A 20,710-nucleotide genomic window follows, 5' to 3' on the forward strand; every position below is an offset into this window, starting at 1 on the left:
TAATCTAACCCCTTCTTACAAATTCATTTAATTCTTTCATCAGGATATTTTCATCTATTTTATATAAAATTGGATGCCCAACTTCTTTCAATAAAACAAATGAAATTTCCCCTCCGATCGATTTCTTATCTTGTTTCATTCGGCCTATCAGCCTGCCATTATCTAAATTAACAGGTAAGATCGTGCTATATCCCAGTTTCGTAAGCCAATCTTCTAACTCTTTTGTATTAAAGGACAGATTTACTATCTTCTTGCTCAGTTGAAGTGCAAAAAGCATACCAATAACGACAGCTTCGCCGTGAGTTATATTTCCATAACCAGCTTCTGCTTCAATAGCATGTCCAAGTGTATGACCAAAGTTCAAGAAAGCTCTGATTCCAGCCTCTTTTTCGTCTTCTGCTACAATTTTCCCTTTAATCGTAATTCCTTTTGTGAGAAAGTAACTTAATTGCTCTTCACTTAGCACGCTTAAGTTTGTAATATTTCCTCTAAGCCAGTCATAAAATTCATGATCATGGATCAACCCGTGCTTAATCACTTCTGCAAATCCTGAACGCCTTTCCTGGCTTGGAAGAGTATTTAATAGATTCAAATCATAAAAAACAGCTTCAGGCTGATAAAATGCCCCAATCATGTTTTTCCCTAACGGATGATTGATAGCGACTTTTCCACCAACTGCACTATCATGGGCGAGAATTGTCGTCGGCAGTTGTATAAAGGGAATTCCCCTCATAAAAGTAGCTGCAACAAAGCCGGCTAAATCTCCAACAGCACCTCCGCCAAACGCAAGGACTAGTGACTTTCGATCAAGCTTTTGTTCAAGACAAAAGGTTAAGCATTCATGATATACCTCAAATGTTTTGGCACTTTCTCCATTTGGAACGATATGAAAAACAGGTTTATGTGTAGAAAGGGCACTACTCAAAGTATCTAAGTAGCGCTCCCCTACATTGCCATCCGTGATTATGACGAGTTTTGTAATAGATGGAAAATGTTCATCTAAATAAGTCGAAATAGAGTGAATGGCACCTGCCTCCACGAATACAGGGTACTCTTTTGAGGCGGTACGGATATTGACACGAGCCATTAAAATTCCCTCGCAAATTGACGTTGTTTTTCTACTGTTTCGATTAAAGTATCCATCCGGTCAGAATAGAACTGTTCAACGATCGCAGATGCAATTTCCCAAGCAATAACGTTCTCAGCAACAACTGCAGCTGCTGGTACTGCGCAGCTATCAGATCTCTCAATGCTTGCTGAGAAAGGCTCTTTTGAATCAATATCTACACTTTGAAGCGGCTTATAAAGGGTCGGAATAGGCTTCATAACACCTCTGACAACTATCGGCATCCCAGTCGACATGCCGCCTTCTAATCCGCCTAAACGGTTCGTTTTACGAGAATACCCTTCTTCCTCATTCCAAACAATTTCATCATGCACTTCACTTCCAGGCAGGCTTGCAGCTTCAAAGCCAATCCCAAACTCAACACCCTTAAAGGCATTAATACTGACGATAGCTCTAGCAAGTTTGGCATCAAGCTTACGATCATAGTGTACATAGCTGCCAACACCTGAAGGCATTCCTTCGACAATAACTTCAACAATGCCTCCGATAGAATCTCCATTAAGCTTCGCTTCATCAATTGCATTCATCATTTCTTTTTCTGCTTTTGGATCTAAACAGCGAACCGGGGAATTTTCAGTAATTTCCTTTAATGAGCTGATTGATTCGTAGTTACTAACATTACTTTTGATTCCGCCGATTTCTACTACATGTGACGCTACTTCGATACCAAGAAGAGATAGAAGTTTTTTCGCAGCAGCTCCTGCTGCCACCCTAACAGTCGTCTCTCGTGCTGAGGAACGTTCAAGCACATTTCTTAAGTCACGATGACCATATTTTATTCCGCCATTCAAATCAGCATGTCCCGGTCTCGGTCGGGTAATTTTGCGTTTTATCTCTTCATCGTCACCTGCTTCTAGAGGTTCTTGTCCCATAATTTTTGTCCAATGTTTCCAATCATCATTCTGAACAATAAGGGAGACAGGTGATCCAAGAGTATAGCCATGTCTAACTCCACTGCCAATCTGAACAGTATCTTTTTCGATTTGCATTCTGCGGCCTCTGCCATGTCCTTTTTGACGCCGTGCTAGTTCGAAGTTAATATCCTCCGAAGTTAATGGCATACCTGCTGGTAAACCCTCAATAATTGTTGTTAATTGGGGGCCATGTGACTCTCCCGCTGTTAAATATCTCATTACTCTTTCCTCCTTCAACTCATTAAAGGATTATGTATCAATATAACATACCCTTAAAAATAAAAATAGTAAAAGATTGAAAATTATCATAAAATTTATTCCATATAAAAGCGTGTTTAATTTGGCAGACGTCTCCGAAATAGCAAAAGGAAGGAGCTATAAGAAATACTGCCCGATGAACCTTCGTTTCCTATATTTTTTGATAAAAAAATGTATCGGCCGTTTTAAAATTATAAATAGAAGGATTAAATATTTGCTCAGTGCTTCCTACAAAGAATATACCATCTTCCTTTAAAGCACTGCTGAATTTTTTATATAAGATGCTCTTCGCCTCTTCTGTAAAATAAATAAGGACATTTCTGCATACTATTAAATCAAAGGGCCCGCCATACGGGTCTGCTAACAAATTATGTTTTTTAAACGTAACCGTTTTTTTGATTTCCTCAGAGATTTTATAATAGCCTCCTTCTTTTGTGAAAAATTTTGTTTTTATCTCAGAGGGTACCTCGTTTAATGATCTTTCAGGGTATACGCCAAGCTTTGCCCTTGCAATTACATTTTCATCAATATCAGTTGCCAATATTTGCACTTGCGAGAGAGGCAGAAAATGAGAAAGAATCATCGCTATTGTATAAGGTTCTTCTCCTGTTGAACAAGCTGCACTCCAAACTTTCAAGCGTTTGTTTTTCTCTAGTAATTTTGGCAGCAGCTTAGTTTCTAGTACTTCCCATCTTTTATAATTTCGATAAAACTCTGAAACATTGATCGTCATCCTGTCTAATAGCTCATTCATGAGATCCTGATCTCTGCTAATCCCCTGAAAATAATCTTGAAAAGAGTGGAAGCCTTTTTTTTCATAAAGAGACGTTAACCTTCTTTTCATTTGCGCCTCTTTATACAGCGTTAAATCAATTCCCGTCTTTTTTTTAACATTTGCTGCAAACTGTTCATAGTCCTGTCCCATACCTACTTACTCCCTATGTTTTACTTCTATTTAAGTATAGCGAAAAATTAGAAAAAGAGTGGATTTTTTAAAAAATTAATTACGAGACAAAAAAAAAGCACTTGCACATTAAATATGCAAGCACTTTCTTTTATTAGTTTACCCATTCATTAATTAGCTTCGAATATGAAACAAGCTCCTCTTCTTTAAAGAAAAGTGAGATTTCACGCTCAGCACTTTCAGGTGAATCTGAACCGTGGATTACGTTTTTACCTACGGTTACACCAAAGTCTCCACGAATCGTGCCTGGAGCTGCATCTTTTGGATTAGTTGCGCCCATCATCCCGCGTGCAGTAGCAATCACGTTTTCACCTTCCCAAACCATTGCAAAAACAGGTCCAGAAGTGATAAAGTCAACTAGTTCCCCAAAGAAAGGACGCTCCTTGTGCTCTCCGTAATGTGTTTCAGCTAACTGTTGAGGAATGTTCATTAATTTAGCGCCAACCAATTGAAAACCCTTTCTTTCAAAACGATTTACAATTTCTCCAATCAGATTGCGTTGTACTCCATCAGGTTTAACCATTAAAAATGTCTTTTCCATGAACTCCACTCCTAAAATTCGTATGTATAAAGAATACCTATTACAGGCAGTCCATGAAAATATTAACATTGTTTCCCTTTTTTCGCAACAGCTTAAAATTTTCGTTTTCCGATATAAAGAGCAATATCGTGAAGAGTTTTTCGTGCACGGTTATTAGGCAGTTCATTTAGAATATCAAGAGCTTTATCTAAGTATTGATTGCTAATTGCCAATGACTCTTCAATCGCACCAGAATCCTTAATGAGGGTGATAATCTTTTGGATTTCAGTATGAGTCATTCCTTCATGAACCTTCACTATTTCAGATCGGATTTGGTTATTTTTCATCGCAATTAATACAGGAAGCGTTACATTGCCTTGAAGAAGATCCCCTCCAGCCGGTTTTCCTAATTCTTTCTCGGTTCCTGTAAAATCTAAACAATCATCCGTAATTTGATAACTCATCCCCACAAAATAACCAAAACGGTAAAGCATCTTATGTATTTTTTCATCTGCCCCTGCAGCAACAGCACCCAGCTGACAGCTCGCTGCAATCAATAAGGCTGTTTTTCGTTTGATCCTAAGTAAATAATCTCGCAGATTTTGATCAAAGCGATATTTATCTTTAATTTGTTCAATTTCACCAATGCAAAGCTCAACAATGGTCTTGGATAATATTTTATGCGCGATTGGGTTCTCAATATTTGTCATCAGCTCCATACCTTTGGCAAATATATAATCCCCAGTATACATCGCAATCCGATTATCCCATTTCGCCTTAATCGTCGGTTTCCCGCGGCGAATTTCAGCATCATCAATGACGTCATCATGAACTAATGAAGCCATATGAATTAACTCTAAAGCAACCGCAACATTTTTGATGTTTTCGATATCGTACTGACCGAATTTCCCTCCAAGCAACACAAAGACTGGACGGATTCTTTTTCCGCCAGCATGCAATGTATGCAGAGAGGCTTGCTGCAATAAAGAGGACTCTGTTTGGATGGTCTCCTCTAATGCTCTCTCAATTTTATTAATATCCGAATTCAAAAATGAATACATCATTTTCAACTTCATCTGATTCACCAGCTTTAATCCTCTCTACAATAAAAAGCGCAAAGGCTTGAATCTTCGATTGTCTTTATTAAGCAACATTTTGCCATAGAGGTTAGTACTTACTTTCCTTCTTTATGGCCGATATGGACTGCGGCAGCCCCGCCGCTGTAGGGTTTATACATTACCTTCTTAAAACCAGCTGTTTCAAATAACTTCGCAAGCTCCTTCATTCCCGGAAAATCTCTTGCAGATTCATTCAACCATGCATATTCATTATAGCTTTTTGCAAATAATTTCCCAAACATCGGCATGATGAAGCGGAAATAAAAGAAAAATAATTGTCTATAAATTGGCAAGGTCGGCTGAGATGTTTCAAGGCATGCTGCTATACCACCTGGTTTTAATACACGATTCATTTCTTTTAATACCTGAAGATAATCCGGAACATTTCGCAGCCCGAATCCGATGGTCACATAGTCGAACGAGTTATCCGGAAAAGGCAATTCCATCGCGTTTCCATGTATTAACGTTGCATGATTCAAGTTCATATCTTTGATTTTTTGTTCGCCGACTTTAAGCATATTTTTGCTGAAATCCAGTCCGACTACTTCCCCTTCAGGGCCAATTTCCTTAGCCAGCGCGATCGTCCAGTCACCCGTGCCGCAGCAAACATCTAATGCTTTTCGGCCTTTCTGGACATTCATTCTCCGCATCGTATCTTTTCGCCATCTTTTATGCATTTGAAAACTGATGACAGAATTCATCTTATCATAATTATCCGAGATTTTTTCAAAAACACCATGAACACGCTGTTCTTTAGATTGCTGCATAACTCTACCCTTCTTCCGCAAATGATTTTGCAACAGGTTGATGCTGATCCAAAATAGTTTGTATTCGTTCAGCGACCAATTCATTTAAAAGCGGAACCTTACTCTGTGCTTTAATTAATAACTGGATGGAATAATCTATATAGCGATCACATATATGAAGCAGATAGTTTTCTTGTTCAAGGGATAATTCTTTTGTACTGTGATCCTGTTTCGGAAAAGCTAATTTCTTTAGTGCATCAAAGACAACAGATGAATTTTCACTTCTAAATTGATCCTTTTCAAACATTAAACGCTTTATAAATAAGAAATTTGAGACTATGTCGTCCCAAACATTCACATGTAAATAACCAATTAATTTGATCAAAAGTGAACTTTCTATTTTCATGATGGAGTTCATAAGTTTATCAATTCCATCTACTTCTTTTTGATACAGGATTATTTTTTGGTCGTTAACGGTTTCAATTCCCTCCGCTAAAACACGTATAACATCGATTTCATTATGATTGGAAAGAAGTTTGTAGTAGAGACCGCTGTAGTATATGCCAGCTAATACGGTTAGCTGCCTATTTCTATGGTTTCTATCGCCTGTCATTGCATTGGTCACTTTTTCATGGGTATCAAGGGCGACCTGTAATAGCATCGTAGACGTTGCATAATTTTCTAGTTGAGCAAATGGAATATCGATATGATCTAGAACGGTGACAGCCATGAGTAGCTTATCTTCATCAATGACTGGTGCTTCAATATGCTGGGATAAGAAAGGATGATTAATATTTCCTTCTATTTTGTCCCTTACATGATCTAGTTTTTTTTGAAGGTTCTGCATGAAATCACCCTTGTTCCCCAAAATTCTTACTATGTAAAAAGTTCATTTTTTTAATCGTTGAAATTGTATACTATCCTCAAACAAATGCATTGACAATTATAACATAAAAGAATTTATTGTGGGCACGTTTAATTAAATATAAATTATTCTGTATTATTTACAATGGTCAACTTTCATAATTTTACACTGGTTATTTTTGTTTATGTTCGCTTTCTACTTCTCCATAAGAGGTTAGAATTTTAGCATGACCTCGTATTTTGATGGCTGATGTATGCTCCGTAAATTGTGCAATCATCACTTCACCTTTATCAAGCTTTTCTGAATGATGAAATCTAGTGTCTGTACCTCTAGTTAGACCAATCACATTAACACCATCATCAACTGCTTTTATTACAATATAGTCTGTCTGTTTACTTTCCATGTGATCACTTCCATTTCATGTATATAAATAATTCATTTTACAGATCTGACAAAGACATCTGCCATGAAAATATTCTTATGATTTTATCAGTGAAAGTACCTCAGCTCTTGCATTAACATCATCTGCTAAATTCCCTCTGACTGCCGTTGTCACTGTTTTAGAGCCAGGCTTCTTCACACCGCGCATAGTCATGCACATATGTTCAGCTTCTACAACAACCATCACACCATGCGGCTCTAATTTTTCCATGATTGCATTTGCAATAGTCGAGGTAATTCTTTCTTGCAGCTGCGGACGCTTCGCTACTGCTTCCACTGCCCTAGCAAGTTTGCTTAGGCCGGTAACCCTCCCATTTCTCGGGATGTACGCTACATGCGCTTGTCCATAAAATGGTACTAAATGATGTTCACACATTGAATAAAATGGAATATCTTTCACTAAAACTAGTTCTTCATGGTCTTCCCCAAAAACTGTCTCAAAATACTCTTTAGGATCTTGGTTCAAGCCCTCAAAGACCTCTTCATACATTTTCGCCACTCGTTTTGGAGTATCCAGTACTCCTTCTCTATTCGGGTCTTCTCCAATTGCTTCTAATATTAAACGCACCGCTTCCTCTATTTGGGCACGATTGACTTTTGACATGCTGCATCCTCCTTAGCCATATAAAATGGCCGCTATCTTCTTTTTACTGTCATATAACGATGAATGACACTGTACATAAGTATAACATTAACATATTAGCATAGTCATTTTCATTCAGGCAAAGATGAAGATTCGAATTTCTATTACATGAAAAAAGCCCACGCATAAACGTGAGCTTTTTATAAAAAACTATGCTTAAAGTACTCTTATGTAATTATTTTACTGCATCTTTAAGCGCTTTACCTGGTTTGAAAGCAGGCACCTTGCTAGCAGAAATTTCGATTTCTTCACCTGTTTGCGGGTTACGTCCTTTACGAGCAGCACGTTCACGAACTTCGAAGTTACCAAAACCGATTAATTGTACTTTATCACCGTCTTTTAAAGCATTTAAGATTGTATCAAAAACAGCGTCAACCGCTTTAGTTGCGTCCTTTTTAGAAAGTTCGCTTACTTCAGCAACTGCATTAATTAATTCTGTCTTGTTCATGCCTTTCACCTCCTCCCAAAAAGTTCAAAACTCAGTAACAATAGCACTTGTATCATCATTTTTTAACAAAATTACTGAATTCTATACGTAGAGACTAATCTTTGGTCCCGTAAACCCTATATTAAGTGTTTGAAATTTAAATTTCAACCATTTTTCCGTTAGAAACCTTTATATATAAGGCTTTTCTTACGCTTCAACAGTAATTCTGTTAAAAGATTATCATAATCATTTATGGTTATCAAGGAAATTTAGCGAAATAATGGTAATCTATTCATATTTCATGACATTTTTAGTATTTTTGTCGATAATTCTTGATATTTGACCCAATATCTCCTTTTTAAATAGTTGTTAAAATACACAAAAGAAGACCCCAAAATGGAGTCTTTTTCAATAAAATTATAGAATTATGGCAATTAAACCACCGGATCCCTCATTGATTATTCTTTCTAGTGTCTCTTTCAATTTATATCTTGCATTTTCAGGCATTAACGACAGTTTAGCTTGAATTCCTTCTCTAACGATAGAGCTTAAGCTGCGCCCAAAGATATCAGAATTCCAAATAGAAAGCGGATCATCCTCAAAATCTTGCATTAAGTATCTTACTAGTTCTTCACTTTGCTTCTCCGTGCCAATGATAGGCGCAAACTCGGATTCTACATCTACCTTAATCATGTGAATGGACGGTGCTACCGCCTTTAGCCTTACCCCAAATCTTGCACCTTGACGTATAATTTCAGGCTCATCCAGGCTCATATCTTCAAGTGAAGGAGCGGCAATACCATAGCCAGTCTGTTTGACCATTTTGAGAGCATCCGAGATCTGGTCATATTCTGCCTTTGCATGTGCAAAGTCTTGCATTAATTCAAGCAAATGATCTTTCCCGCGGATTTCAACGCCGACAATTTCCTTTAGGATGCTGTCGTATAATTCATCTGGTGCGAAAAGGTCAATCTCAGCAACCCCCTGCCCCATTTCAATCCCTGCTAAGCCTGCGTGATCAATGAATTCATACTCGCTAAACACACTGACAACCCTATCAACATCACGTAATCTTTTTATATCTTTAACGGTGTTCTTCACTGCCTCTTGATAGCTTTGACGAAGCCAGTGTTCTTCTTTCAACACCATTACCCAGCTAGGAAGATTGACGTTAACTTCAAGTACCGGGAATTCGTATAATGCTTCACGCATAACGCTTAATACATCTGTTTCTCTCATGCCTTCAACACTCATGGCTAGAACTGGGATATCATATTTTTCGGTTAATTCATTTCGAAGCGCTTCTGTGTTTGGGTGCTGTGGTTGAACACTGTTGATCACGATAATAAAAGGTTTCCCAACCTCTTTTAGCTCAGAAATAACTCTTTCCTCTGCTTCAATATAATCTGAGCGAGGTATTTCACCAATCGTTCCATCAGTTGTAATGACTACACCAATGGTAGAATGTTCTTGAATAACCTTCCTCGTTCCAATTTCTGCTGCTTCATGGAATGGTATTGGTTCTTCATACCAAGGTGTACTGATCATTCGAGGCCCATTTTCATCCTCGTATCCTTTGGCACCTGGTACGGTATAGCCAACACAGTCCACTAAACGAATATTTACATCCAAACCTTCTCCTACATGTACGGTAGCTGCCTGGTTTGGAACAAACTTAGGCTCTGTTGTCATAATGGTTCTGCCAGCTGCACTTTGAGGCAATTCATCTTGGGTACGAGCCCGATCAGCTTCATTTGCCATATTTGGCAGTACTACTAACTCCATAAACTTTTTTATAAAAGTAGATTTACCTGTTCGAACTGCTCCTACAACCCCTAAATATATATCGCCGCCCGTTCTTTCGGCAATATCTTTAAAAATATCTACCTTTTCCAAGTGATCCCCTCCTGAAATCCCGAGTAAGTGGGAGAATAATCTTTTCATCATATTGTATAGACAGTTTATATTTATGACGTTGTCCTACAATGTTATGACACTTTTCTAAGAAACAACCCCCTTCTTTTAAAAACCTCTCATCCGTATTTCATCTTTCATTACATACTTTTTTAATTTAATTTATAAAAAACAAAACCCTTCTCCTACAATATATTCTGAGGGAGAAGGGTTATGACTATTTCGATAAAAAGATTGGTTCTTTTGTGCTGGAATCGATTGTATACGGCAGCGAATAGGCAGGAACAAACATAGACTCTTCTATTAGAATACTCCTGATATCATCGCCTGGTTCGAAGTTATGGTTTTTATTTTGCATGATCTGGTATAAATCGCTCCGATAATCCACATAAATTTCTGCATCACCTGTAATAACATAAGAAAGATTCTGACTGGTAAATGGGCTTATGACAACCGGCTCCTCTTTAAAGCCCAGCTGTTCATAATCTAATGTATAAACATTTTCTGCTACCTTTTCTTTAAATGGCGGAAATCCCTGCATTTTAATTCTCAAATTCAAGTCCCTAATGGTCTCAGCAATCCTTAAATCAAATATTTTCACAGTTGGATTTGTTTCCACATCAATTAGAACATATTGGAATACACCGCCTGATTCATAAGCATTTCCTGGTGCTTCTGCAATATAGGCTGGTGCAATTTTGCTAAAATCAATTAGATACTTTTGATAGATGGGCGTATCCATCTCTTTTGTCTTGATTGGGAGAATCCCCCCGTTATCCTGCTGAAATTGGTCCACTGCTTTTTGTACCGATTCAACCTGATCAGCATAAGGCATTTGATTCTGCACAAGCTTGTCTTCAGGGTATGCGCATCCAGCTATAAGTGACATCACTGTGACCAAAATCAGGATTAGCACTGATTTTTTTTTCATTAAGATCAATCCTTCTAGTCTATGTATTTACTTAATCGGTCGGCCCAGTCATTACAACAAAGAAGATAATGATACCGGCTAAAACCATAAATATAAATGCTAAAAGTGAAAATATAAATTTGATTACACGATTCTGAAGTTTAAAACGACTAAAATAAACTAAAACAATGGAAATAAACATAAATCCCATTGATCCCAGTGAAATCCACATTTTCATCAAACTCGCCGACAATTGTATCCTCTCCTTTTTCCGAGAAGTATTATAACATACGAAATGATACTTTCATATGGAAAACCTCTGGTAACCATTTTGATACACAGAATATAAAAAAAGACTAAAGTAAGGCAGGGGCCTCCTTACTTTAGTCCAGTTCGACTAAATACTCCATCCAGCTATTCGTTACACCAGGTTGCTTCGTTGCATTGTATGCAGAGAAGGCTAATATCGCATCGTCGAAAGCCCATGTTTCCATAAATTCACTAAAATATTCTATCGAGTGTCTTCTAATAAATTGGTTAGGTCTTCCATCTCATTTGTTTTCCCACGCGACATAAGGGAATCTACTTCATCTTTTGGACTGCCGTTGTTAAATAAGACATTGTATAACGCCTCTGTGATCGGCATCGTGACCCCATATTTCTCAGCAAGCTGGAATGCCGCTTTTGTTGTTCTTACTCCCTCAACGACCATTCCCATGCTCTCCAGCACTTCTTCTAAGTTGTGCCCCTTACCTAATAAATTACCTGCCCGCCAATTTCGAGAGTGAACGCTTGTACAAGTCACAATCAAATCACCGATTCCTGTCAAGCCTGCAAATGTTAGCGGGCTTGCACCCATTCTCGTCCCCAAACGAGCGATTTCAGCTAATCCTCTCGTTATTAAGGCTGCTTTCGCATTATCTCCATATCCTAACCCGTCAGTAATCCCGGCCGCTAATGCGATGATATTTTTTAAAGCACCGCCAATTTCCACACCGATAAGATCCGGATTCGTGTATACCCGGAAATTTGTATTCATAAATAAATCCTGAACGTTCTCTGCCGCCTTCATATTCTTTGATGAAACAGTGACAGTTGTAGGATGCCGCAAGCTCACTTCTTCAGCATGACTAGGTCCTGAAAGTACAACTACATCCTTTAATTGTTCTTTAGGCATTTCCTCTTCAATCATTTCAGAGATTCGAAGCAGACTGTCAGGTTCAATTCCTTTACTGACATGTACAATCGTTAATGGCATCTCAATTACCTTGCATACCTTTTTTAGTACTTCCCGAATAGCTTTAGTTGGCACAGCCAAAATAATCGTTTCAATTTCTGTTAAAGCCTCATGCAAAGAAGAATACCCCACGATATTTTGCGGCAATGAAATTTCTGGCAGGTACCTTGAATTTGTATGGAATTGATTTATTTCTTGTACTTGTGTTGGGTTATGACTCCAAAGGCGGACTTCATGACCATTATCCGCAAGAACAAGTGCAAGAGCAGTCCCCCAGCTTCCAGCACCAATTACAGTAATTTTTTCCATAAAAACACACCTTTTCAACGGAACTTTACTTTATTATCTTATTACTTTCTCTCTCGAGCAATAATCTTTATGGGTGTCCCTTCAAAACCAAAGGCATCACGAATTCTATTTTCTAAAAATCGCAGATATGAAAAATGCATTAACTCCGGATCATTAACAAAAACAACAAATGTAGGAGGCTTTACAGCTACTTGTGTTGTGTAGTAGATTTTCAGTCGTTTTCCTTTATCCGTAGGAGTTGGGTTCATCGCTACAGCATCCATGATAATATCATTTAAAACGCTTGTTTCCACTCTTCTTGCATGATTATCACTAGCGATATCAATCATTGGAATTAATGTATGTATGCGTTTTTTTGTTTTTGCTGATAAAAAGACAATTGGAGCATAATCCAAAAACAGAAAATGTTCGCGAATGTTACGTTCAAAATCTTTCATCGTCTTTTCATCTTTCTCGACCGCATCCCATTTATTCACTACAATAACAATCGCTCTGCCTGCTTCATGCGCATAACCTGCAATTTTCTTATCCTGCTCAATAATCCCCTCTTCACCATCTAGGACAACTAAGACAACATCGGAGCGTTCAATTGCTCTCAATGCTCTGAGCACACTATATTTCTCGGTACTTTCGTAAACCTTGCCTTTCTTTCGCATACCAGCTGTATCAATAATGACGTAATCCTGTCCATTCACTTTAACCATTGAGTCAATCGCATCTCTGGTTGTTCCTGCAATATTACTAACAATTACACGTTCTTCCCCTAAGATGGCATTTACAAGTGAGGATTTCCCAACATTTGGACGGCCGATAAGTGAAAACTTAATGACATCATCGTCATAACGGTCCTTCTCATCCTTTGGAAAATGTTTGGCAGCCTCATCAAGAAGGTCACCTAAACCAAGTCCATGCGCACCTGAAATCGGAAATGGTTCCCCGAAGCCAAGTGAATAGAAATCATAAATTTGATCTCTCATATCGGGATTATCAATTTTATTCACTGCCAATACAATCGGTTTTTTAGCCTTATAAAGTATTTTCGCTACTTCTTCATCAGCAGCGGTTACACCTTCTCGGCCATTTGTTAAAAAGATAATGACATCTGCTTCATCAATGGCAATCTCTGCTTGTTGACGGATCTGCTCCAGGAAAGGCTCATCCCCAATATCAATTCCACCCGTGTCAATGATATTGAAATCATGAGTAAGCCATTCTGCTGAACTATATATCCGATCCCTTGTCACACCTGGTATATCTTCTACAATGGAGATTCGTTCTCCTACAATTCGATTGAAAATCGTTGATTTTCCTACGTTCGGACGTCCAACAATGGCTACTACTGGTTTCACCATGAACATCACCCTTTCTATCTTTATTCCCAATTCATATTTTACCTTTAGTTCATGTTATTAAAATTGTTTCAAGACAAATAAATAAATTTTTCTTTCATGAGTAAAAGAAACCCTTCTTATATAGAAGGGTCCAACTTTATTATACTATCAAAGTGAATTCTTCCAATCAAGGAAAAAGCTGCTTAGTGTTTTACAATCACATACGTTTCTTTCGTTAATGCATGGGCGATGCCATCTAGGATTGCTTCTAAATTCGCTGTAATCGTCTCCATTTCCTCTACACTATCACAATGAAATACAGCTGTACCACTAGGTACTTTCTTCGGATTAATCGTAATAATAGCAAGTATGTACTTATCTATCGACATATCATTGATTTCCCTCCTCTTTCATATTCCGTTCCGTCGGCATTCTAATGGCATTTTCAAGTGTAGGGACTTTTCCAATGATCTCGATTGCTTTTTCCACATCCTTATGCTGTGGAAGGACAAAAACCCCCACTCGTCCGTCATCTAAATCCCTTTTTGCCAAAGGAACAAGAGCTGGCGTACCCGAGTCTCTATACACCCCGAGTGCAGTGGAGACATCATGGAGAATAGCTTGCCTTTGACCTAAATTAGCAATGGTTGACCTTGCATTAAAATTTTTTGGTTTCAAGATAAAGCCCATCCCATATCTTAGGACCTCTTCTTGCCTTGCTGGTAACCCAATATTCATAATATAGATATTATCTACATATAACCCAGCTCCATCAAACCGGGGCTCTACAAATTCAATCTCAACAATATCGTCTAATCTTCCCCCAGACATTAATTTTTTCGAAACAAAAAATGTAATAACCCCCGCAGCTAAACCTACCCAAATATTAAAAAGTAAATAACCGAGTGTACTGACTAGTGAGCTTAAAATCACTAAATAATTTCTGCTCTCAAACGCGATGGCAATTCCTTCAATATAGGTTTTCCCTCTAGGAACCAGCTCATAACTGTCTAGCTCGGCTAATGTGTTTCTCTCCATATTCCGAACTTCCCTAAATTGAGATGCCGCAATTGTCAAAAAAGTAACAGCAGTAAAATCTTCTTCAAGAATGGATGGAACAACCAATGTTCCTAGCCCCGCAGCAATAAAACCCAATGCCACATGAATGATTTTTCCATGCAGATAAGTGGGATATTGACGGTAATCTGTTCTTAACATAAAAATCCTTGTCAAGGTTCCAATAACAACCCCAAAGATTATCGGTAGTGTATACTCACTCATGATTGTTTTTGTTTCTCCCCTTCTTGTTGACTAAAATATTGTTCAAAGAAAACAGATACAAATTTAAACCCGCTGATAATAAGCAGAAACGCCAAGCTAAGTGCCAAAACATCTAAAAATTGCATAGAACCAATTGGGTACGAGAAGGAAAATTTTCTTAACAGGAATCCATATAAAATATCCCCATGAATTGCACCGGCGACTAACGTTATCAGCCTCTGCTCTATATATTGGTGCATAATAATCACTAAATACACTAACAGAGCTGCCAGCATCCAGCTTCGGTTGAAGATTACCCAAACTGGATCATACAATTCAAATAATAGAAATGTTGCATATGATATCATCACAATAAAAGATGTAAAAATAACATATAATCTCCTCCCCGTTGTTTGCTTGGCAATCACAGCATATGTTACTAAAAGCACAAAAACAGTTGTCATGGATATTTCAAAGTCCAGCAAAACAATGGAATTTAAGGATAGAATAATGGCAATGAGCAGATAAAGAGATATTTTCAAACGTTTTATATGCCGATTCATAAAAAAGGTAGATATAATCCAGAACAACCAAAAAAGCCAATAAAAGTAAATGCCTTCCACGCCTACACCTCCTATCATTTCCATTATGGCTCATGCTTATGTACTTTAACCTGATGATGAATAATCTTTTATAAATGAACCATGTTAAAGTAAGGAGGTGTGCAAATGGGAAAAGATCGTCAAACAAGAAAATTAAAAAAAGAAGGCCGTGTTGAGTCGGATCGAGATCAGGCTCTCCATTATCCAGGATCAACAAAAATGTCAAGCCCTGAAGAAGCACGATCATTGAATGATAATAAATATAGTTAAAACCTCATGAAATTAATTAGACAAAGAAAAAAGCTCTAACGCATTGATGAATGCGCCAGAGCTTTTTCTTTATCTACAACTAAATTGCTTTGTACTAATGCCTCTTTCATTTAACCAGTGATGCGTTTCTCCTGATATAATAAGCGGAACGGATTGTAAGTCAGGAACAGTTACTGCTCCAAGAGCCGTCATCATAAACCTGATTTCATTAAGGATTATATTGATTTCTTCTATCAACTTCTCATGTCCGCTCTCCATTAATACTTTCAAAAACCTTCCAGCCAATCCTGCTGCATTTGCTCCAATTGAAAGTGCTTTAACGATATCAAGGCTATTTTGAATACCGCCGGACCCCAAAATAAATAGCTCCGGACAGCGGCTCCTAGCTTCTATAATCGAAATGGCCGTCGGAATTCCCCATTCATTAAAGAATGAAAGCAGATGGTCCCTTCTCTCATTCTCCACTTTAGCAAAATTGGTTCCTCCATAGCCGCCAACATCAACAGCTGTCACACCCACAGATTTCAATTTTTGAACAGTTTCCATGCTCATTCCAAAGCCAACCTCTTTTACGATCACAGGAACCCCTGACTTGTTAACAATGTTTTCAATTCTAGTTAAAGCGCCGGTAAAATCACGATCTCCTTCAGGCATTGTTAATTCTTGAATCGTATTCAAATGGATTTGAAATGCATCTGCTCGTACCATTTCAATAGCCGTAAGCGCCTGGTCGACTGTGGCTTCACTGCCTAAGTTGGCAATAATCGTACCATTTTCATTTTCTTTTCTAACAATTTTATAGGTATACGCTTCAGATGGATCTTTTATTGCAGACATTTGCGAACCAACTGCCATTGGTATGTTCGTTTCCCTGGCAACGATTGCTAATTTTTGATTAATCTCTAGTGTTGTTTGTCCACCGCCGCCTGTCATGGCATTGATAAAAATTGGCGAACTTAATTCAAGTTCGCCAATTTTTGTACTTAATTCAACCTGTTCTACTGAACAATTCGGTAAGCCCTGGTGAACAAACGTGATTTCATCAAAACCAGTAAGTCTACTCTGACCAGTATTTAATGAATGCTGAATATGATCCCATTTTCGTTTTGATCTCGTCACATCTATCACCATTTATTTTTTTAAATTCTTTAATTGATCTCCAATCATTTCACCTAACTGGAACCCTTTTGTTTCCTCTGGCATTTCATAATCCGTAAAGTTATCCGGCTCTTTTTCTTCCAGCTCTTTAATGCTTAAAGAAAGACGTTGATCCTCTTCATTTACATCAAGAACTTTAACTTTAACATCCTGACCTTCTTGAAGTACTTCATGAGGAGTACCGATATGTTTATGAGAAATTTGAGAAATGTGTACCAAACCTTCAACAGCAGGGAATACTTCCACAAATGCACCGTATGGTACGAGGCGCTTCACAACTCCGTCAAGCACAGCCCCTTTTGGTGCTTTTTCAGAGATATTTGCCCATGGTCCAGGTAATGTTTCTTTAATGGACAACGAAATTCTTTCATTATCACGATCAACTTGAAGAACTTTAACTTGAACCTTTTGACCTTCTTCCACTACATCTGATGGCTTTTCAACATGTTCATGAGACAATTGTGAAATATGAACAAGCCCATCTATGCCGCCGATATCAACGAATGCACCAAAGTCCGTAATTCTTTGTACGGTTCCATCCAAGACTTGACCCGCTTCAAGAGAATCAAGGATAGCTGATTTTTGTTTCCCTTTCTCCTCTTCAACCACTGCACGGTGCGAGAGAATCAAGCGATTTTTCTCTTGGTCTACTTCAATAATTTTAAATGTCAGTACACGGCCTTTATAATCAGAAAAATCTTCAACGAAGTGTGCTTCAACTAATGAAGCTGGAACAAATCCTCTTACACCCAGATCTACCACTAGACCGCCTTTTACAACATCCTTTATTTCAGCTTCAAACACTTCACCTGTCTCAAACTTTTGCTGAAGCTCATCCCATGCTTTTTTAGCATCCACTTTTCTTTTAGACAAAATTAAAGCTTCTTCTTCTACTTTTAATACTTCTAATTCTAATTCATCGCCTTCAGAAACAGCATCACTTGCTTTCTCCACATGTAAACTAGATAGTTCACTAATCGGTATGATCCCATCAAGCTTGCTGTCTTGAATATTAACGATAACCTGTTTTTCTTCTACTTTTGTAACTTGACCCTTTACACTGTCACCAATCTCAAAATTCTTAACCTCTACTTGATTCATCTCTTCGGACATATGTACTCCTCCTTAATCCAATGACTACTCTATAATAGTTTAGCTCAAGTAAAAACACGAGTCTCTTTTAATAAACTTCTTATAAATAAGCACTTTTGTCAAGCAAATACATCTTTGAATCTACCTATGCTTATTTATTAGTTCTCCTATTTCCGCCATGATGATTTCAGTTGCTTCCTCTGCCGAAACCTTTTTTTGACGGAGTTCAGCCATATCAATCGGCTTCCCATAAACAACCTTCAACCTAGAAAAGGCTTTATATGGGCCGATAATAGCACAAGGCACGACGTCGGCATCTGTTCTTAACGCGAAGAAACCGGCACCTGCAAGCCCTTTGCCTAATTCACCTGTTTTACTTCGAGTCCCCTCAGGAAACAACCCTAACACTTTTCCCTCTTTTAAGATCGCTAAACCTTTCCTTAATGCCTCCCTGTCACTCATTCCCCTTTTCACAGGGAAGGCATTCAAATGAGGGAGCAGCTTCCCAAGTGCAGGGACGGAGAAAAGTTCATCTTTCGCCATGAAGTGGATTGGTCTTGGGGCTGTTATTCCAACGATTGGGGGATCGAAATTGTGAATATGATTCGTACAAAGAAGCACTCCCCCTTCTTTAGGGATATTTTCTCTTCCTATTACTTCCATTCGGTAGATCGGCTTCATGAATCCATATACAACCGATCTGGCAAATGCATATATAGACAACTTCATCGTATCCTTTCCAAAGCTAAATCCATGATTTCTTCGACTACTTGGTCAATTGTCTTCGATGTGGTGTCTATTTCAACAGCATCGACAGCTTTTTTTAATGGAGCCACTTCACGTTCCGAATCCAGTTTGTCACGATTAGCAATTTCTTCTTTCAATGTCTCTAGATCTGCAGGAAAACCTTTCAGTTGATTTTCTTTAAATCTACGTAGAGCACGTTCTTCAACGCTTGCTAATAGAAAGACCTTTACCTCTGCGCCTGGGAGGACATGTGTCCCGATGTCCCTGCCGTCCATGACAACTCCGCCGTTTGCAGCTAAGCTTTTCTGCCTCTTCACCATTTCTTCTCGAATCAGTCTATGCTTTGCTACAATCGATACAGTATTTGTAACCTCTGAATTTCTAATTTCTGCAGTTACATTATTGCCATTCACATAGACAAGCTGTCCCTCCTTGCTAGGTTCCAGCTTGATAGTAGTGTCATCTAAAACGCTCATTAACTCAGCTTCATTCTGGAGGTCCACTTTCTTTTGTATCGCTAGGTAAGTTAACCCTCTATACATGGCACCTGTATCTACATAAATATAACCTAATTTACTGGCAACAATTTTCGCAACGGTACTTTTCCCTGCAGCAGCAGGTCCATCTATAGCAATAGAAATTCTTTTCATAGTTCCTCCTAGTAATTTCAATGGATGTATGTGTTATTCTAGTATTTTCTGCTCCCACCTCATTACTGCCATAATCATAAAATCTCCAACTTTATTTTACCATATGTAGCCATATTCAACTTAGTAGTAAGTACATTTTTTATTAATTTACACAAAAAAAGCAGGAGTAACCTGCTTTTTATCTTAAAATTACTATTATGAGCTGCTCTCATTCCTTATCTTGGCTGCCATTAAACACTTGCAGCAGTTCTGAGAAATTATTTTCCGTTACCCCCTCGTACTGCGTAATCTCTTTTAACTCTGGAAATGTATTTAACCTGTGAAAGAAAAATTGCGTGACCAGTAGAAAAACGAACTGAACAATAATTATTTTGATAATAATCCTTTCTATCGTCTTCATATAACCTCCAAATGCTAACGGCTTCTATCGTTATCATTATCGGTGGTCCTAGACGAGATTATTCACATTCTATAATCCTTTTTTACGAATCATCAACTGTCTGTCAAAAGTAAACCGCAGCAGCATCTGCCGGTCATTTGGACTTACTTCTAAAAATTGTATCGAAACTTTATTTCTTCTTTCATCTAAAGGAATCACCCTCACGATTTTACTGTGAAATTGCTGATAGTGATATTCTCCATTCTGCATAGGCAAGACAAGCCAGCAGTTTATTTTCATACCTGAGTTTAAATTAATCTTATTGGAAGTAATAATTGCTGCACCGCCAGCACTTATATCATCAGTGACCGTTACAAACGGCTTGAATTCAAAACTGGTTGGATGAACGGCAATATCCACTGATGTTTCTACCCTGACATATTGACGGCGCTGAATTTTAATATATCGTTCACTGCCAGGATCACTTAAGATTAACATTGGAATATTTTGCTTGACTCTTCCCAGTACCTCTGTTTCAAATAAGTAGACAGAGCCCGTTTTGTCAACAAAGGAACATTTTAACTGTGTACCATCTATTAAGAAGGCTGTTTTATTCGTTTGTAAATTGATCGGATAATCTATATACAGATGCTGGCCCTTTCTTTCTGCAAGCTTGCATTTATATTTTTCAAGTTTATCACTGAACTTCACTTCAAGGGTTAAAACGTCACCGATATTTATCATCACTATCACACTTTCCATTAATTCAAAAATCATACTATTTTACTATATTATGCCATGACTTCTAAGACATTCGCAATATAAAAAA

At 38.0% G+C, this 20,710-nt stretch carries 25 protein-coding genes; 1 reads left to right on the forward strand and 24 read right to left on the reverse strand.

Annotated elements, in window-relative coordinates:
- Positions 1-4 precede the first annotated feature (4 nt).
- The 18 genes from aroB to CZ487_RS18730 form a co-directional block, all read right to left on the reverse strand.
- Positions 5-1,087 carry a 3-dehydroquinate synthase gene (gene aroB / locus CZ487_RS18645; RefSeq protein ID WP_077213798.1) on the reverse strand — a complete coding sequence of 361 codons (1,083 nt, stop codon included), beginning with the start codon at positions 1,085-1,087 and terminating at the stop codon, positions 5-7.
- Positions 1,087-2,259, reverse strand: coding sequence for a chorismate synthase (gene aroC, locus CZ487_RS18650; RefSeq protein WP_077213799.1), 1,173 nt, complete (start codon positions 2,257-2,259; stop codon positions 1,087-1,089). The genes aroB and aroC overlap by 1 nt, the downstream gene beginning before the upstream one ends.
- 190 nt (positions 2,260-2,449) lie before the next feature.
- Entirely contained in the window at positions 2,450-3,223 is a 774-nt protein-coding gene (locus tag CZ487_RS18655; protein ID WP_077213800.1) for a CheR family methyltransferase, read from the reverse strand.
- A gap of 133 nt (positions 3,224-3,356) precedes the next feature.
- Positions 3,357-3,803 (reverse strand): nucleoside-diphosphate kinase, encoded by a 447-nt coding sequence (ndk, locus tag CZ487_RS18660; RefSeq protein WP_077213801.1) that lies wholly within the window; start codon positions 3,801-3,803, stop codon positions 3,357-3,359.
- 92 nt (positions 3,804-3,895) lie between these two features.
- Positions 3,896-4,858 carry a heptaprenyl diphosphate synthase component II gene (hepT, locus tag CZ487_RS18665; RefSeq protein WP_077213802.1) on the reverse strand — a complete coding sequence of 321 codons (963 nt, stop codon included), beginning with the start codon at positions 4,856-4,858 and terminating at the stop codon, positions 3,896-3,898.
- A 98-nt stretch (positions 4,859-4,956) separates the two neighbouring features.
- The gene (locus CZ487_RS18670; protein WP_077213803.1) at positions 4,957-5,667 is read right to left on the reverse strand and encodes a demethylmenaquinone methyltransferase; all 711 of its coding nucleotides are present in this window, start codon (positions 5,665-5,667) and stop codon (positions 4,957-4,959) included.
- A 4-nt stretch (positions 5,668-5,671) separates the two neighbouring features.
- Positions 5,672-6,493 carry a heptaprenyl diphosphate synthase component 1 gene (locus CZ487_RS18675; protein WP_077213804.1) on the reverse strand — a complete coding sequence of 274 codons (822 nt, stop codon included), beginning with the start codon at positions 6,491-6,493 and terminating at the stop codon, positions 5,672-5,674.
- A 190-nt stretch (positions 6,494-6,683) separates the two neighbouring features.
- Complete coding sequence (gene mtrB / locus CZ487_RS18680; protein ID WP_077213805.1) at positions 6,684-6,914, reverse strand: trp RNA-binding attenuation protein MtrB; 231 nt, start codon at positions 6,912-6,914, stop codon at positions 6,684-6,686.
- Positions 6,915-6,989: 75 nt separating this feature from the next.
- Positions 6,990-7,556, reverse strand: coding sequence for a GTP cyclohydrolase I FolE (gene folE, locus CZ487_RS18685; protein WP_077213806.1), 567 nt, complete (start codon positions 7,554-7,556; stop codon positions 6,990-6,992).
- A gap of 214 nt (positions 7,557-7,770) precedes the next feature.
- Positions 7,771-8,043 (reverse strand): HU family DNA-binding protein, encoded by a 273-nt coding sequence (locus CZ487_RS18690; RefSeq protein WP_077213807.1) that lies wholly within the window; start codon positions 8,041-8,043, stop codon positions 7,771-7,773.
- 396 nt (positions 8,044-8,439) lie between these two features.
- Entirely contained in the window at positions 8,440-9,918 is a 1,479-nt protein-coding gene (spoIVA, locus tag CZ487_RS18695) for a stage IV sporulation protein A (protein ID WP_077213808.1), read from the reverse strand.
- Between the two features lie 235 nt (positions 9,919-10,153).
- Complete coding sequence (locus CZ487_RS18700) at positions 10,154-10,867, reverse strand: hypothetical protein (RefSeq protein ID WP_077213809.1); 714 nt, start codon at positions 10,865-10,867, stop codon at positions 10,154-10,156.
- 31 nt (positions 10,868-10,898) lie between these two features.
- Entirely contained in the window at positions 10,899-11,084 is a 186-nt protein-coding gene (locus tag CZ487_RS18705; protein ID WP_337189778.1) for a DUF2768 domain-containing protein, read from the reverse strand.
- 273 nt (positions 11,085-11,357) lie between these two features.
- Entirely contained in the window at positions 11,358-12,392 is a 1,035-nt protein-coding gene (locus CZ487_RS18710; RefSeq protein WP_139339592.1) for an NAD(P)H-dependent glycerol-3-phosphate dehydrogenase, read from the reverse strand.
- Between the two features lie 41 nt (positions 12,393-12,433).
- Positions 12,434-13,744 carry a ribosome biogenesis GTPase Der gene (gene der / locus CZ487_RS18715; RefSeq protein WP_077213812.1) on the reverse strand — a complete coding sequence of 437 codons (1,311 nt, stop codon included), beginning with the start codon at positions 13,742-13,744 and terminating at the stop codon, positions 12,434-12,436.
- Positions 13,745-13,926: 182 nt separating this feature from the next.
- Positions 13,927-14,112, reverse strand: coding sequence for a capping complex subunit for YIEGIA (locus CZ487_RS18720; protein ID WP_077213813.1), 186 nt, complete (start codon positions 14,110-14,112; stop codon positions 13,927-13,929).
- 1 nt (position 14,113) lies between these two features.
- Positions 14,114-15,004, reverse strand: coding sequence for a YIEGIA family protein (locus CZ487_RS18725; protein WP_077213814.1), 891 nt, complete (start codon positions 15,002-15,004; stop codon positions 14,114-14,116).
- A complete protein-coding gene (locus tag CZ487_RS18730; protein ID WP_077213815.1) occupies positions 15,001-15,606 on the reverse strand; it encodes a YphA family membrane protein in 606 nt (201 codons plus the stop codon). The genes CZ487_RS18725 and CZ487_RS18730 overlap by 4 nt, the downstream gene beginning before the upstream one ends.
- Before the next feature lie 105 nt (positions 15,607-15,711).
- Here CZ487_RS18730 and CZ487_RS18735 point away from each other — a divergent pair, with 105 nt between their 5' ends.
- Positions 15,712-15,855, forward strand: a complete 144-nt coding sequence (locus CZ487_RS18735; protein ID WP_077213816.1) for a YpzI family protein — start codon at positions 15,712-15,714, stop codon at positions 15,853-15,855.
- 69 nt (positions 15,856-15,924) lie between these two features.
- On the opposite strand, the gene fni is transcribed toward CZ487_RS18735, so the two are convergent.
- From fni to CZ487_RS18765, 6 genes are all read right to left on the reverse strand, one after another.
- The gene (fni, locus tag CZ487_RS18740; protein WP_077215386.1) at positions 15,925-16,974 is read right to left on the reverse strand and encodes a type 2 isopentenyl-diphosphate Delta-isomerase; all 1,050 of its coding nucleotides are present in this window, start codon (positions 16,972-16,974) and stop codon (positions 15,925-15,927) included.
- 12 nt (positions 16,975-16,986) lie between these two features.
- Positions 16,987-18,126 (reverse strand): 30S ribosomal protein S1, encoded by a 1,140-nt coding sequence (rpsA, locus tag CZ487_RS18745; protein WP_077213817.1) that lies wholly within the window; start codon positions 18,124-18,126, stop codon positions 16,987-16,989.
- A 120-nt stretch (positions 18,127-18,246) separates the two neighbouring features.
- Positions 18,247-18,834 (reverse strand): lysophospholipid acyltransferase family protein, encoded by a 588-nt coding sequence (locus tag CZ487_RS18750; protein WP_419865729.1) that lies wholly within the window; start codon positions 18,832-18,834, stop codon positions 18,247-18,249.
- Complete coding sequence (gene cmk, locus CZ487_RS18755; RefSeq protein ID WP_077213818.1) at positions 18,831-19,502, reverse strand: (d)CMP kinase; 672 nt, start codon at positions 19,500-19,502, stop codon at positions 18,831-18,833. Before cmk ends, CZ487_RS18750 begins: the two co-directional genes overlap by 4 nt.
- Before the next feature lie 208 nt (positions 19,503-19,710).
- A complete protein-coding gene (locus tag CZ487_RS18760; protein WP_077213819.1) occupies positions 19,711-19,902 on the reverse strand; it encodes a YpfB family protein in 192 nt (63 codons plus the stop codon).
- Positions 19,903-19,971: 69 nt separating this feature from the next.
- Complete coding sequence (locus CZ487_RS18765; protein WP_077213820.1) at positions 19,972-20,625, reverse strand: flagellar brake protein; 654 nt, start codon at positions 20,623-20,625, stop codon at positions 19,972-19,974.
- Between the last annotated feature and the right edge of the window lie 85 nt (positions 20,626-20,710).

It is taken from the genome of Robertmurraya dakarensis (genome assembly GCF_900156875.1).
GTDB classification, from domain to species: domain Bacteria; phylum Bacillota; class Bacilli; order Bacillales; family Cytobacillaceae; genus Robertmurraya; species Robertmurraya dakarensis.